This window comes from Ferrimonas sp., from assembly GCF_048263965.1.
Lineage (GTDB): Bacteria > Pseudomonadota > Gammaproteobacteria > Enterobacterales > Shewanellaceae > Ferrimonas.
Genome location: NZ_JBLXDO010000015.1, coordinates 13,652 through 26,168, shown reverse-complemented (window position 1 = coordinate 26,168; position 12,517 = coordinate 13,652). Strand labels below are relative to the sequence as shown.

Genomic DNA, 12,517 nt, shown 5'->3' with positions numbered 1-12,517 from the left:
CTGTGACTCCGGCCTTTTTTCAGCCCGCTTCCGGCAACCTGAAATGATCGATGGCGTTTCTCAACTCACTGGCGGTGGCCGTCAGTTGCTCACTGGCCGCTGCAACTTGCTGAATCTGCTGGACATTGCTCTCTGAGGCGTCACTGACCCGGACCACATTGACGTTGATCTCCTCCACTACGCCACTCTGCTCCTCTGCGGCGCTGGCGATCTGGATGTTCATCTCGTTCACCCGCTGAATGGCGTCATTCATCTGAGACATCAGCTCGCTGAATCGACCGGAAAGCTCTATGGTGCGGCCACCAAGATCACAGCTGCGCTGTATGGTCTGCACTGCCTCTTGGGTGCCGGAGCGAAACTGCTCAATCATCGACTCAATCTCTGTGGTGGACTCATGGGTGCGCTGAGCCAGATGCCGCACCTCATCGGCCACCACCGCAAACCCCCTGCCCTGCTCCCCGGCCCGGGCCGCCTCGATGGCCGCGTTCAGCGCCAGCAGATTGGTCTGCTCGGCGATCCCCTTGATCACCTCCAGCACAGTACCGATATTATGACTGTTCTGCTCCAAGGCTCCCATCACCTCGCCACTCTGATTCAGACTCTCCACCAGCTGTTCCGTATGCCCCATGGCCTCCAGGTTGGCTTGCTGACTCTGCTGCGACCTCTGGGTCGCTTCCCCGGTGGCCGCCTGGGTCGCCGACGCACTGCGAGCCACCTCCTGAGCGGTAGACGCCATCTCGTTCATCGCCGTGGCCACCTGGGTCACCTCATCGGTCTGACGACTGACGTTGTTCTGCACTTCGCAGCTGCACACTGAGAGGGAATCAGAGGCTTGTGCCACCTCCTGGGTGGAGTGCCTGACACCGATGAGCAGCTGGGCCACGGTGCTGCGGGTCTTCTCCATGGCACAGAGCAGGTCTCCCAGCTCTCCGGGTTCATCTTTGGCCACGGGCCGACTGAAGTCGCCACCGGCGAGATCTCGCAGAGCTGACAGCCCCTTGTCCAACCCTCGCATTATCGCCTTGGAGAACCACAGCACCATGGCGCAGGCGATCAACAGAGAGACCAGTGACGCGGACACCGAAATGTATTCCAGGCTGGTGGCCTCCCCCTCAATGTCTGTCAACGCCGACTCGGTCAACCCGGCCAGCTGATGGAGCAGCTCCTCCACTTCCGTGGTCAATGCCTGGGCCTCCTGCTCTACAGGACCGGAAAGCACTTCCGCCTGGCTCTTGGCCCCCTGTTCCAGGTGGCCAAACACCTCCTCAACATGCTCGACCCAGGTCTGATGGTGAGCGCGCAGTTTCACCAGGGAGGTGCCAAGGGCCGCCATCTCCCCCGAGCTGCCCTCGAAAAACTGACCGGCGCGGCTGAACTCCCGCTCGATCTCTTCATTCATCACCCAGAAAGCCGCAAGAGAGGATTGATAGCCCGACACCGCCCCCTCTTCAGAGGAGAGCTCCAGGGCATATCGGAACCCGCGCTCAAACATCACCTCCTGCTCCAGCTGCAACTCGGTGATGCGCGTGGCCGCCGCCACCACAGGCATATTCCGGTGAGCCACCTCTGCCAGGTGCCCCTCCAGATTGGTCAGTTTGACAAAGACGGTAGAGGTGGTGAGAAGCTGGATGCCGCAGATCACCACCACCAGCAGCACCAGACGCTGACGAATGCTCAGGGAACTAACCATGGGAACCTCCCCGTCCGGGGCGACCCGTCACTGCGTGTTCTGAAGGAAGGGAAGCGGGGGCAGGCATCGCCATCCGCCCTGAGGGGATATTTCTGTGCAACATACGCCACATCCTTGTGATTCTCTGCGCTGATGACCTGGCACTCCCGCCAAGCCTAAAAAAACCGAACTGCCCGCTCGGTATATCAACAAGATTAGCAGAGCCGTCAGAAATGCAAGGCGATTTTCCTCTTCGTACCGCGCCCGCCTCTGGGATACACTGATTCTTCGTTCAGCTAGCTCGCGGACTCCATGGCCAGACCCAATAGCAAACTCCCGGACCGTTCAGTTCAGATAAGCTGCAGCCGCTGCCGAACCCAACTGCTGCGTTATCGAAAAGGGGGAAATGGTGCCCTGGTGAAGTGCTTTATCGAACGGATTACCGAAGATCATACCCAGCAGCCGGGAATCTGCCCCGGCTGCGGCAGCCAGTTTGGCCGTCAGACCCTGATTCGTGGGGTACCCGCCCTGAAGATGGTGGGGGGCAAGGTGAGGGTCAAATAGCCCGATCCAGAGTCGCCTGAAGCAGCAGGTTTCTCGGGGTGGCACTGCGTTCACAGAACTCGGTGAGAGACACCTCATACCCCTGCTCCTCTAGAAACAGCACCCTGTCCAAGGCCAGCCAGATCTCCAGGGGGCGACGAAACAGCTGACGCACTGTCTCCATCTGCTCCACCAGAGTGACCCTGTCCTCGCCGGTTGCGAGAAAATCACCGGCCTGAGTCAAATCCAGCTGCAGCCCCTTGCGCTCACAAGCCCAGTGGCAGAAAGCCTCAAATCCCTGGTCCAGCACCGCCTTAGGCACCGTTGGCAGAGGCTGGTACCCCCCACCTCGCTGATTGCGTTGAAGGGAATCAAACCCAAGCCGGTAACTCAACTCCAACCCGCGGCGCCGGCGCACCTGGGGCGGGGCGGTGACCGTCTCCTGCAGGGGCAGCTTCAGATCCATCTTGCTCAAGCTCAGACCCGTTGCCTGAGCCGCCCGGGATTGAGGCTGGTAGCTGTCCTGAGGGATCAGGTGATAACAGCAGGGTGACAGGGAGATGGATCGGGTGCGACGTTCTGCGCCATGACGCATCAGGGACAGGTGAAGCTCACCACAGGCGTGCAGGGCCACCGCATGCTGATCGGCAGACAGCAAGGATGCGGCCTCCGCCGTCAGGGCATCCCCCTGAACAAAGCGCTGCGGCTGACCGCTTCTGGAGGCCAGCGCCTCCCCCTCATCGCACAACCTCTGCTGCCACTCCAGGCTGATCACCTCATGACCGCTGGACGCCGCCAGAACCCGCCCCAGGTGCCCCTTGCCCGCACACCACTCCAACCAGGGCAGATCCTGGGCCTGCAAGGTGGAAGCAAAAGCGGTGATCTGCTGCCATTTTCGCCCGGGCACACCGGTGTCCAGGCGAGAGGGATAGCAAATCTCACGCCCCTCGCTGGACGCCAAAGAGGCCAGTGAGCTGAGCTCAGACACGAAGGGCAGATAGGGGGAGAGCAGAGACTGCAGCGTCGGTGCGTCCTGGCGCAGCGCCACCAGGGTCTCATCGGGCTGGTTATCCAACCAGGCACACAGGTCTGGCGCGGACTCCAGCCAGGGCAAACTCAGTTGTTCAAAGGGAACAAACTGCCACCAATGGCGAGTGGCCTGCAGCAGTTCAGTGAGCCGATGAAACCTTTGATGATGATTCATGAAAACCCAGGAGCGCAAAAAAGCGGCCATTGTAGCCAAAGCCCCCGGGTCAGAAAAGGACTATCAGGCACTGCCGTATCGCTTGTCCAGATAGGCGATGATGTTTCCGGACTCCAGCATCCACTGGCTGCCATCATCGCCATCGATGCGCAGACAGGGCACCATCACCTTGCCGGCGTTCTGCTCCAGATCCGCCCGGTATACCGGATGACGATTCACATCCCGAGTCTCGATGGGCAGGTTCAGCCGATGCATCGCACGACGAACCTTAATGCAGAAGGGGCAGGCATAAAACTGATAGAGGGACAGGCTCTGTACCTCTTTGGCGACTCTGGCCTGCTCTTCAGGAGGACGTTTAACCGGTCTTGGGCGGGTCAGAACATCACCCAGGGCGATGGTGCGTCCCAGGCCTTCACGTACAATTTTCAACAGCATTTGCGGGTCCTGTAGTGGTTGCTTGGCGCCATTGTACCTAAGGCGCGCCCAAATGGGCAGAGATCACACCGCCCCCAACAAACGTGAAACGGGTCGCCATCGCGACCCGTTTTCCCTCTTCCCAAGCCTCTTCAGGACACAGGATTATTGATGATCTGCCGGTGACCGCGCAGGCAACTGCTGAACGTGCAGATCCAGCTGTGGATAGGGGATGCCAATACCAGCCTCATCCAAGGCAACCTTGATGTTGGCCATCAGCTGGAAGTAGGCGTCCCAGTAGTCTGCGCCCTTCACCCAGGGGCGGACCACGAAGTTCACACTGGAGTCCGCCAGCTCAGACACCTCAATGGTTGGGGCCGGATCATCCAGCACATACTGGCAGGCGTTGACGGTTTTGGTGAGCACTTCCCGGGTCTGACGCAGATCCGCATCATAGGAGACGCCAATCACCAGATCCACCCGCCGGGTGTCCTTGGCACTGTAGTTGACGATGACGCTGCTCATCACCGCCGCATTGGGGGCGATGATCTTCTTGTTATCCGGGGTCACCAGGGTGGTGGAGAAGATGGAGATCTCTTCAACCACACCGGCCACACCGGCGGCTTCCACATAGTCGCCGGCCTTACAGGGGCGGAACACCACCAGCAGCACCCCCGCGGCAAAGTTGGACAAGGAGCCCTGCAGCGCCAGACCCACCGCCAGGCCCGCGGCACCCAACACAGCAATCAGAGAGGCGGTCTGCACCCCTAGCTGAGCCAGGACCACCACCAGGGTCACTGCCATGATCATGACTGACACCAGGGCCCCGACGAAGCTGACCGCGGTCTTCTCCACGTTGCGCCGGGTCATCACCGCTTCCACAAGCTTGCGCACCAACTTGCTGATCCAGCGACCCACAATGAAGATCACCAGGGCAAATACGATATTTATTCCATAGGCCATCGCCAGCTCAGGCAACTGCTCCATCCATGCTTCCATGTTCCCTAGTCTCCCTTAATCAGTTTTAGGGTTACGGGCTGGGCCACCACCTCCACACGTCGGTTGGCAGCCAGTCCCTGGTCATTTTCCTTCAGTGGTTCGCTCTCCCCCAGTGCGTGGAGGGAAAGCGATCGGCGATCAACGCCAAAATTCAGTTCCAGTACGTCGGCAACCGCTTCTGCCCGGGCCAGGGAGAGGGTCTGGTTGGTACCGGTGCCACCACGCTCATCGGCGTGTCCCTTGACCACCAGTTGATGCCCCTGCCACTTGGTCATCCAGGGCTGGAGCTTCTTGAGCTGGTCCTGGCGCACCACCGACGAGCCGCTGTCAAACAGTAGCACCACAGTGCGCGCCTCCTGAGCCGCTTGGGCCGGGCAACCATTGCCGCTGGCCACAGTGGCAGAAGTCCTGGGGCAGGCGTCCTTGCTGTCAGGTACCCCATCCCCGTCTCTGTCCCCGGCAACAACCGGGGCCGACAACACCAAGGTACAGCACAAACATCTGATAAAGAAAGTCATATCTCGCTCCTGGCTCCACCTCAAAGATAGACCAAGCTGACGCAAAAGGCAGGTTAAAACAGCTGTCCTTGGGCGGGGCCACCGCCGGGATGAGCGGATACGTCAAAGAGGGAGAGCCCACCACCGAGCTCGCCTGTTTGTAACCAGGCTCTGGCCGGTGCTCCCAATAGGGCCACAGGCATCCTGTGATGGTATTCGGAGAGATTGGGCGAGGCCGCTTGAGTCACCAGCACCACGGCGCCGTTGGGCAAGGATTCCGCTGGAGGCCACCAGAGCCCGGCAAAGCTGAACAGTGGCGCAGGACCAGGCGCAGAGAAGCGGTATGCCTGTTTGCCACTCCCCTCCTTGCGCCACTCAAACCAGCCTGAGGCGGGGATCAGACAACGCCTGTGAGCAAGCGCCTGGCGAAACATCGGCTTTTCCGCCAGGGTCTCGCTACGGGCATTGATGACCGGTCTGGACAGCCCGGGATGGGGCAGGCCCCACTGGAACTGCCTCAGGCTGAGCTGGCCATCGAGCTCCAACACCGCCGACACCAGTTGGGTGGGACGAATCTGCTCTTGGGGCACCAGTGCAAAGGTGCCCCCATCCATCCCCAGTTGATCTCTGGTGTCATAACCGTCACAAGCCTGAAAAAAGCGGCCACACATAGCAATCCACTAACTGAAACTGGAGTTACTGACCAAACCTGGGGGCGCCATCGGCAAGGTAGAGGGCCTCTGCGGCACTGTTTTGCCGCCCCAATACCTGATTCCGGTGGGGAAAGCGGCCAAAACGCTCGATGATCTCCAGATGAAGCTGCTGAAACTTCAGGGTGCCTTCGGCTTCGGTGAGTGCCCTGTCGGTCAGCCCCTGGCTCAAATCGGTCAACATCTTCACCCCGAGGCGCTGGTCTTCCAGGGATTCGGAGTGCTGCAGCGGCATATAGAAGAACTGCTTCTCCGACAGACTGAGCTCGCCATCCATGCCAGCGGCGATCCCTTCCCGGCAGAGTGTCACCGCTTTGGCGTCCCCGGAGAAGGCCTCGGCCCGGCCCCGATAGAGGTTGCGGCTGAACTGGTCCAGGACGATGATCAGAGCCAGGCGCCCCCTGGGCTGCTCGGCCCACTCCTCCAGCTCCCCGGCCAGGGCCCGCTGATGAAGCTCACCAAAGTGAACCCGGATCTCCTCGTCGATCACCTCTCCGGCGCCAAACCACAGCTTGCCTTTCGGCTCTTTAGGCAAGCCCTGCTGCAGCTCTCCGAACCAGAAAAACAGCACCTGTTCGACTTCTGGATTCATCCCATCTCCTTGTTCAATGGCCAAAGTCTGGTTCTGTATTCAGAGCAAAAAACAGGCCGACTTTCAAGTCGGCCTGGGTGATTCACTTCTCTTTGCCTGGGGGGTAGCCTTCAAAAATGGCGGCAACCACCTTCTGAACCTGCTCGGTGCGCTTCTCCGGCGTCAGGTTCTTCTTCAGGGTGTCGGTGCCGCTGCCACGCCACAGCAACTGCTTGGTGTTGGCATCGATAATATCGACAATCAGGGTGCCCTCCTTGTATTCCCGAACCCGGGTGTCCGCCTGAACACCCGTACCCCAATAGCCATGGCGACTGTGGTAGTAGGGATAGTAGCCAAAGCTGGTGTAGAAGGTGTCGACGTCGATCTTCTTCTCGACCTGAGTCAGATAGTTCACCAGTACCTGGGCATCACTGGCAGGCACCTGAGACAAACCAGCATTGGTCAGCTGGGAGGTGAGAGCATCGCGAATGCGGCGATCGTTGAGCCCGTCCATCTGGTATTTGGCAGATCCGCTGTCCGGGGTGGCTTCCACCCAGGCCCACTTGGTGAAGCCATCGAACGCCACCTTCTCGTCGTAGTCGTACTCGGTACTGACCGAGCTGCAGCCCGCCAGCGCCAAAATGCCAATCCAAAGAAACGCGCGCTTCAACATGTTGGGATCCCTATCCGTTAATACACTGTTTATGACCTTAACACAGGGATTCAGGTTCCCTAAAGCCCTTCCGACCTCTCAGCCAGCCGGGGTTCAGCAAGGGGCTGCCACTCTAGAGCCTTTCCCCGGATGTCCCCAAAAACCCAATTAGTTGTCTATACTTTTTAACAACTTATTGGGATAACACCCGGATCATTGCCCTTAGGAGTAACAGAGAATGAGAGCGCTGAAGATATGGCTGTTCGCACTGATGACCATGATGCTTGGATTTGGTGCCCAGGCCGCCTCAAAAACCGAGATCGACGCCAAGGTCAAAGGCGCCCTGCAGCAACTCTACAAGGAGACGCCAGCGGCGAAGGAACTGGTGGCCAAAGCGAGGGGCGTACTGGTACTGCCTGAGGTGTACAAGGCAGGGTTCGGCATCGGCGGCGAATATGGCGAAGGGGCACTGCTGATCAATGGGGCCCCGGCAGATTATTACGCCACTGCGGCGGCCTCGTTCGGCCTGCAGGTCGGCGCCCAGGTAAAGAGCCAGGTGGTGCTGTTTATGACCTCAGAGGCCCTGGACAACTTCCGCAACAGCCAGGGCTGGAAGGCCGGCGTGGACGGCTCCGTGGCTCTGGCTACCCTGGGGGCGGGCGGCACCTTCGACAGCAATACCCTGAGGCAGCCCATCATCGGGTTCATCTTTTCCAACAAGGGGCTGATGTATAACCTCACCTTTGAGGGTTCCAAGTTCACCAAGATCGATCGCTGACGACCAGAGCGCCTGACAGGCTAATTCAACCAACATCAGGGCTCGGCACACTCCAGTGTCAGTCGACCAGCAACTGCTCGATGTACTGCTGCAGGTTCTCCACCAGTTCCGGGGTGAGCCTGCGGCGCTGCCGGTCTCCGCTCTCCTCCAGAATACGACTCACTGCCGCCGCCATCCCCCGCCCGGTGCGGGTCACCTCCGCATGCAGGTAGAGTCCCCCCTCTGCCGGGACCACCGCCAGCTCCATCTCCTCAATCCGCCCTTTGAAGGGCCCCTCGCCCACACTGTAATGGAACATCTGCAGGTAAGGCGCCGTCACCCTGGCCATGGAGGAGACCGCTTCGGTGTGCACCAGATCCTGGATAAAGCCCAGCCGGGTGATAGCCACCAACAACTCCGCGACCAGAGGCTGGGGCACCACCTGAAACAGATCCTTATCGCTGGGGTCGCGGGCCTGACGGATATCCAGGCCGGTAGAGAGCCACACCTCGGTGTCGCCCAGAGTCAGGGGAGTGAACTCCGGCAACTGAAACTCTATGGGGATCTCCAGCTCCTCCCGGGCACCGACGGTCATCGCCACAGGCAGCTGAAAATGCGCCAGCTCTACCTCCTGGGTCTGCACATGGCCATCCTCCCTCTGCTGATAGCGGCAGTGAAGTGAGAAGTAGACTCCATGGATGTGCTGACCTATGGAGCCCCCCTTGGCCAGCACTCGGGCGGCCACCCGCTGACCGGGCGAGAAACTGTCGGAACTCAGCAGGGTATCCACCTCGCAAGAGCCCATGCCCATGGAGGAAAGCAGTCGATTGAAGAGGGACATCGGCGCGGATTTTCCTTTTTCTTCTGTGATTTTGGTAAACTGACAGGCCCATACCTGATAAGCCGCAAGATATGATCTCTAATCAAGACTCGCAACTGGTATATAGCACCGACCAGGGGCGCATTACCCAGGAAGAGACAAAACCCCAGCCTCCTCAAGGCGATGGTTGGGTTCGCATCCACCTGGATAGAAAGGGCCGAAAAGGCAAAGGAATGATGGTGGTGAAGGGGCTAGGCTTAGAGGATAAGAAGCTCAAGAAGCTGGCCGCCACCCTGAAGAAAAAGATGGGCGTCGGCGGTGCCGTCAAGGAGTTCGACATCGAGATCCAAGGCGACAAGAGGGACCAGCTGAAGCAGCTTTTGGAGCAACAGGGCTTCAAGGTCAAACTGGCTGGAGGTTAAGGAGTTACCCATGCAAAGCCTGAAAGATCACCTGTTGATCGCCATGCCCTCACTGCAGGACAAGGTGTTCAAACGCTCGGTTACCTACCTCTGTGAACACGACGAAGAGGGGGCCATGGGGCTGATCATCAACCACCCCATTGGGCTGGCGCTGGACGAACTGCTGCGAAAGATGGAGCTGCAGGAGGAGGGGTTTGTCCTGCCCGCAAGCCTGGCCAATCAGGTCCTGCTTGGCGGGCCGGTGACGCCGGATCGCGGCTTCGTGCTCCACAGCAGCGAACGCAACTTCGCCAACAGCCGCCGCATCAATGACGAACTGACCGTCACCTGTTCCAAGGATGTCCTCGACAGCCTGGGCCAGGGCCAGGCTCCGGACCACTACCTGGTGGCCCTGGGCTACGCCGGCTGGGAAGCAGGCCAGCTGGAACAGGAGATCCTAGAGGGATCCTGGCTGACCATTCCTGCCACTCCTGAGCTGCTGTTTGAAGTGCCCCACAAGGAGCGCTGGGCCGCTGCCACCCGGGCCCTGGGCATCGACGCCTGGCAACTTTCCGGGGAGATTGGCCACGCATGAGTGACACCATTCTCGGATTCGATTTCGGCACCAAGGCCATCGGCGTGGCCATCGGCCAGAGCATCACCGGCACCGCCCAGCCCCTGTGTGGCCTCAAGGCCAACGACGGCATTCCCAACTGGGATGAGGTCGCCAAGCTGTTTGCCGAATGGCAACCCAGCCTGGTGGTGGTGGGCCTCCCCCTGAATATGGACGGCACCGAGCAGGAGCTGACCCTGAGGGCGCGCAAGTTTGCCAACCGCCTCCATGGACGTTTCGGGATCAAGGTAGTGACTCAGGATGAGCGCCTGACCACCACAGACGCCAAGGCGCACCTGTTTGAGCGCCGCGGCTTTCGTGGCCTGAAAAAGTCCGCCATCGACGCCACCTCCGCCGCCCTGATTCTCGAGGGCTACTTCGAGTCCCTCTATGGGTGACCCCCCCGGAATCAAAAAGAGGGCGCCACGGCGCCCTCTTTTCATATCCAAATCACTCAGAGCAGCTTGGCTCTCAGATCCTCGAAGGAGTTCGCCAGGGACTCGCTGAGCAGAGGCTTGACCGCCGCCTGGGCCAGAGCCTCAGGCAGGGGCAGATCCAGGCCCAGCAACTCATCCACCGACTCCTTGAACTTGGCTGGATGGGCAGTGCCCAGGAAGATGCCGCACTCCTCCGGATTGAGGGAGAGGGACAGGGCCCGGCTGGCCACCGCCGCATGGGGCTCTGACAGGTAGCCTCCCTTATGCAGGGCGGTCAGCTGGGTCTCACACTCCGCCTCGGAAACCGCCATCCCCTCCAGCTGAGCCAGGGACCAGCCCTTGGCCTGGCACAGGGCCTCGACCCTGGGCCAGTTGTTGGGGGCAGACACGTCCATGGCATTGGAGCGGGTGGCCACCGTAGGACGCACCTCCCACTGACCGTTGGACAGGTAGCGGGGCACGGTGTCGTTACTGTTGGTGGCGGCGATGAAGCGTTTCACCGGCAGGCCCATCGCCTTGGCCAGCAGTCCGGCGGTCAGGTTGCCGAAGTTGCCGCTGGGTACGGAGATCACCGCCTGATGACGGCGCGCCTCCGGCAACTGAGCCACCGCCTCGAAGTAGTAGCAGATCTGTGCCAGCAACCGGGCGATGTTGATGGAGTTGGCGGAGTTCAGACCAATGGCCTGCTTCAACGGCTCATCCTCAAACGCCAGCTTCACCAGGGACTGGCAGTCATCGAAGCTGCCCGCCACCGACAGGGTTTGAATGTTGCCCCCCAGGGTACAGAACATCTTCTCCTGCAGGGGGCTGATGCGCCCCTCGGGATAGAGGATCACCACCTTGATGTTGTCCAAACCGTAGAAGGCATCGGCCACGGCGGCGCCGGTGTCTCCCGAGGTGGCGGTAAGAATGGTCAGGGACTCCTCCCCCGCCAGGTGAGAGAGGACCCGAGCCAGGAAGCGTGCACCGAAATCCTTGAAGGCCAGGGTGGGACCATGGAACAGCTCCAGGCAGTACTGGCGGTCGCACACCTGGGCCAGGGGCGCGTCGAAGGTGAAGGCGTCACGCACCAGGGCAGCGACCGTCTCCTCACCCAACTCCTCGCCCAGCCAGGCATTCAGAATGGCGACGGAACGATCCACAAAAGGCATGGCCAGCAGCTCGTCGACGTTGTCCAGCTTGGGTAAACTTGAGGGGAAAAACAGCCCGCGGTCCCTGCCCAATCCCTGGCGCACGGCCTGGGAGAAGCTGACGGTCTGATCGGGATGTTTCAGGTTATAGAGTTCCATGGTGATTACTTCTCGCTCTGGTAGATAACCCCATCCTCCGCCAGCCGGCAGATATGGGCGAAACCCCTGGCATTGGCCAGGTAACAGGTGTCCAGGTAGTTCTTGGCCCGTTGGGCGCTCTCTTTATCACGACAAACGGCAAACAGGGTCGGTCCGGACCCGGAGATCCCCACCGCGTCGGCGCCCAGTTCAGCCAGGGCAGACTTGGCGGCCACGAAACCGGGGATGTGCGCCGCCCGGTGGGGCTCCGCCAGCTCATCTTTGAGCATGGCCAGGGCTTGTTGCTGGTCCTGGCGGTAACAGGCATCCACGAAGGCCGCCAGGTTCTGGCCAAAGGCGATGGTGGTGCCCTTGTCATATTGCTCCGGCAACAGCGCCCGCATCTTGGCGGTGGACAGGCTGATCCCCGAGTAGGCCACCACCCAGTACCAGTCATCGAAGGCGGGTAGCTTGCGGGCAAAATCCGCCACCATCAGTTGCAGCCCTCCCAGGTAGCTGGGCGCCACATTGTCGTAGTGAATGGACCCGGAGATCTGACCCTCCAACTCCCCCATCAGCCTGAGCAGTTCCACCTCATTCAGGGGATCATCGAAGAAACGATTGAGGGCGGCACAGGCAGCCACCACCGAGCTGGCACTGGATCCCAGACCACTGCCCACCGGCAGGTTCTTCTCCAGGGTCAGCGACAGCGGTTGCGGAGCCAGGCCACTGGCCTCGAAGAAGGCCTCCACCGCCTTGAGCACGATGTTCTGTGCCGGGTCTCTGGGCAACACATCCTCATAGGGGCCACAGCAGGCGAACGCCGGCGCTTCGGCATCCTCCACGCTGACCCTGTCGCCAAGGCGGCTGCCATCCAAAGGTTGCAGGGCGGCGCCAAGCAGATCGAAGCCCACGCTGACGTTGCCCATGGAGGCTGGGGCATAAGCGGTTACTTTGGCCAT

Annotated in this window: 16 protein-coding genes; 5 read left to right on the top strand and 11 right to left on the bottom strand. The window is 60.5% G+C overall.

Annotation, left to right across the window (positions count from 1 at the left end):
• Positions 1-19: 19 nt before the first annotated feature.
• Positions 20-1,690, bottom strand: coding sequence for a methyl-accepting chemotaxis protein (locus tag ACN0RV_RS13475; RefSeq protein WP_417348271.1), 1,671 nt, complete (start codon positions 1,688-1,690; stop codon positions 20-22).
• A gap of 291 nt (positions 1,691-1,981) precedes the next feature.
• On the opposite strand from ACN0RV_RS13475, the gene ACN0RV_RS13470 reads away from it, so the two are divergent.
• A complete protein-coding gene (locus ACN0RV_RS13470; protein ID WP_417348268.1) occupies positions 1,982-2,233 on the top strand; it encodes a hypothetical protein in 252 nt (83 codons plus the stop codon).
• Here ACN0RV_RS13470 and ACN0RV_RS13465 read toward each other — a convergent pair.
• From ACN0RV_RS13465 to ACN0RV_RS13435, 7 genes are all read right to left on the bottom strand, one after another.
• Positions 2,226-3,416 (bottom strand): methyltransferase, encoded by a 1,191-nt coding sequence (locus tag ACN0RV_RS13465; RefSeq protein ID WP_417348250.1) that lies wholly within the window; start codon positions 3,414-3,416, stop codon positions 2,226-2,228. The genes ACN0RV_RS13470 and ACN0RV_RS13465 overlap by 8 nt on opposite strands.
• Positions 3,417-3,479: 63 nt before the next feature.
• Complete coding sequence (locus ACN0RV_RS13460) at positions 3,480-3,851, bottom strand: glutaredoxin family protein (protein ID WP_417348249.1); 372 nt, start codon at positions 3,849-3,851, stop codon at positions 3,480-3,482.
• A gap of 144 nt (positions 3,852-3,995) precedes the next feature.
• The gene (locus ACN0RV_RS13455; protein ID WP_417348248.1) at positions 3,996-4,829 is read right to left on the bottom strand and encodes a mechanosensitive ion channel family protein; all 834 of its coding nucleotides are present in this window, start codon (positions 4,827-4,829) and stop codon (positions 3,996-3,998) included.
• A gap of 5 nt (positions 4,830-4,834) precedes the next feature.
• The gene (locus tag ACN0RV_RS13450; RefSeq protein WP_417348246.1) at positions 4,835-5,347 is read right to left on the bottom strand and encodes an OmpA family protein; all 513 of its coding nucleotides are present in this window, start codon (positions 5,345-5,347) and stop codon (positions 4,835-4,837) included.
• A gap of 53 nt (positions 5,348-5,400) precedes the next feature.
• Entirely contained in the window at positions 5,401-5,997 is a 597-nt protein-coding gene (locus ACN0RV_RS13445) for an SOS response-associated peptidase (RefSeq protein ID WP_417348244.1), read from the bottom strand.
• 25 nt (positions 5,998-6,022) lie between these two features.
• Positions 6,023-6,628 carry a DUF924 family protein gene (locus ACN0RV_RS13440; protein ID WP_417348242.1) on the bottom strand — a complete coding sequence of 202 codons (606 nt, stop codon included), beginning with the start codon at positions 6,626-6,628 and terminating at the stop codon, positions 6,023-6,025.
• 82 nt (positions 6,629-6,710) lie between these two features.
• Positions 6,711-7,280 (bottom strand): DUF4136 domain-containing protein, encoded by a 570-nt coding sequence (locus tag ACN0RV_RS13435; RefSeq protein WP_417348241.1) that lies wholly within the window; start codon positions 7,278-7,280, stop codon positions 6,711-6,713.
• A 217-nt stretch (positions 7,281-7,497) separates the two neighbouring features.
• On the opposite strand from ACN0RV_RS13435, the gene ACN0RV_RS13430 reads away from it, so the two are divergent.
• A complete protein-coding gene (locus tag ACN0RV_RS13430) occupies positions 7,498-8,037 on the top strand; it encodes a YSC84-related protein (RefSeq protein WP_417348239.1) in 540 nt (179 codons plus the stop codon).
• Positions 8,038-8,095: 58 nt separating this feature from the next.
• Here the strand turns inward: ACN0RV_RS13430 and ACN0RV_RS13425 are convergent, their stop codons facing one another.
• On the bottom strand, positions 8,096-8,857 hold the full coding sequence (locus tag ACN0RV_RS13425; protein ID WP_417348237.1) for a sporulation protein: 762 nt from the start codon (positions 8,855-8,857) through the stop codon (positions 8,096-8,098).
• Between the two features lie 71 nt (positions 8,858-8,928).
• Between ACN0RV_RS13425 and yciH the strand changes: the two genes are divergently transcribed.
• Genes yciH through ruvX form a run of 3 tightly spaced genes read left to right on the top strand, consistent with a single transcriptional unit; the run spans position 8,929 to position 10,248 of the window.
• Positions 8,929-9,258: a stress response translation initiation inhibitor YciH gene (gene yciH / locus ACN0RV_RS13420; protein WP_417348236.1), complete on the top strand. Its 330-nt coding sequence runs from the start codon at positions 8,929-8,931 to the stop codon at positions 9,256-9,258.
• A gap of 10 nt (positions 9,259-9,268) precedes the next feature.
• Positions 9,269-9,832, top strand: a complete 564-nt coding sequence (locus tag ACN0RV_RS13415; protein ID WP_417348234.1) for a YqgE/AlgH family protein — start codon at positions 9,269-9,271, stop codon at positions 9,830-9,832.
• A complete protein-coding gene (gene ruvX / locus ACN0RV_RS13410) occupies positions 9,829-10,248 on the top strand; it encodes a Holliday junction resolvase RuvX (RefSeq protein WP_417348232.1) in 420 nt (139 codons plus the stop codon). Before ACN0RV_RS13415 ends, ruvX begins: the two co-directional genes overlap by 4 nt.
• A gap of 56 nt (positions 10,249-10,304) precedes the next feature.
• On the opposite strand, the gene thrC is transcribed toward ruvX, so the two are convergent.
• Together thrC and thrB are read right to left on the bottom strand one after the other, a co-directional pair.
• Positions 10,305-11,576, bottom strand: a complete 1,272-nt coding sequence (gene thrC / locus ACN0RV_RS13405) for a threonine synthase (protein ID WP_417348230.1) — start codon at positions 11,574-11,576, stop codon at positions 10,305-10,307.
• 5 nt (positions 11,577-11,581) lie between these two features.
• A complete protein-coding gene (gene thrB / locus ACN0RV_RS13400; RefSeq protein WP_417348228.1) occupies positions 11,582-12,517 on the bottom strand; it encodes a homoserine kinase in 936 nt (311 codons plus the stop codon).

What these genes read in the sequence shown, in the direction of transcription:
- ACN0RV_RS13425 (WP_417348237.1), bottom strand. Translation starts at nt 8,857, where the DNA reads ATGTCCCTCTTCAATCGACTGCTTTCCTCCATGGGCATGGGCTCTTGC.
- ACN0RV_RS13445 (WP_417348244.1), bottom strand. Translation starts at nt 5,997, where the DNA reads ATGTGTGGCCGCTTTTTTCAGGCTTGTGACGGTTATGACACCAGAGAT.
- ACN0RV_RS13435 (WP_417348241.1), bottom strand. Translation starts at nt 7,280, where the DNA reads ATGTTGAAGCGCGCGTTTCTTTGGATTGGCATTTTGGCGCTGGCGGGC.
- ACN0RV_RS13415 (WP_417348234.1), top strand. Translation starts at nt 9,269, where the DNA reads ATGCAAAGCCTGAAAGATCACCTGTTGATCGCCATGCCCTCACTGCAG.
- ACN0RV_RS13460 (WP_417348249.1), bottom strand. Translation starts at nt 3,851, where the DNA reads ATGCTGTTGAAAATTGTACGTGAAGGCCTGGGACGCACCATCGCCCTG.
- yciH (WP_417348236.1), top strand. Translation starts at nt 8,929, where the DNA reads ATGATCTCTAATCAAGACTCGCAACTGGTATATAGCACCGACCAGGGG.
- thrB (WP_417348228.1), bottom strand. Translation starts at nt 12,517, where the DNA reads ATGGCCAAAGTAACCGCTTATGCCCCAGCCTCCATGGGCAACGTCAGC.
- ACN0RV_RS13475 (WP_417348271.1), bottom strand. Translation starts at nt 1,690, where the DNA reads ATGGTTAGTTCCCTGAGCATTCGTCAGCGTCTGGTGCTGCTGGTGGTG.
- ruvX (WP_417348232.1), top strand. Translation starts at nt 9,829, where the DNA reads ATGAGTGACACCATTCTCGGATTCGATTTCGGCACCAAGGCCATCGGC.
- ACN0RV_RS13440 (WP_417348242.1), bottom strand. Translation starts at nt 6,628, where the DNA reads ATGAATCCAGAAGTCGAACAGGTGCTGTTTTTCTGGTTCGGAGAGCTG.
- ACN0RV_RS13430 (WP_417348239.1), top strand. Translation starts at nt 7,498, where the DNA reads ATGAGAGCGCTGAAGATATGGCTGTTCGCACTGATGACCATGATGCTT.
- ACN0RV_RS13465 (WP_417348250.1), bottom strand. Translation starts at nt 3,416, where the DNA reads ATGAATCATCATCAAAGGTTTCATCGGCTCACTGAACTGCTGCAGGCC.
- thrC (WP_417348230.1), bottom strand. Translation starts at nt 11,576, where the DNA reads ATGGAACTCTATAACCTGAAACATCCCGATCAGACCGTCAGCTTCTCC.
- ACN0RV_RS13470 (WP_417348268.1), top strand. Translation starts at nt 1,982, where the DNA reads ATGGCCAGACCCAATAGCAAACTCCCGGACCGTTCAGTTCAGATAAGC.
- ACN0RV_RS13455 (WP_417348248.1), bottom strand. Translation starts at nt 4,829, where the DNA reads ATGGAAGCATGGATGGAGCAGTTGCCTGAGCTGGCGATGGCCTATGGA.
- ACN0RV_RS13450 (WP_417348246.1), bottom strand. Translation starts at nt 5,347, where the DNA reads ATGACTTTCTTTATCAGATGTTTGTGCTGTACCTTGGTGTTGTCGGCC.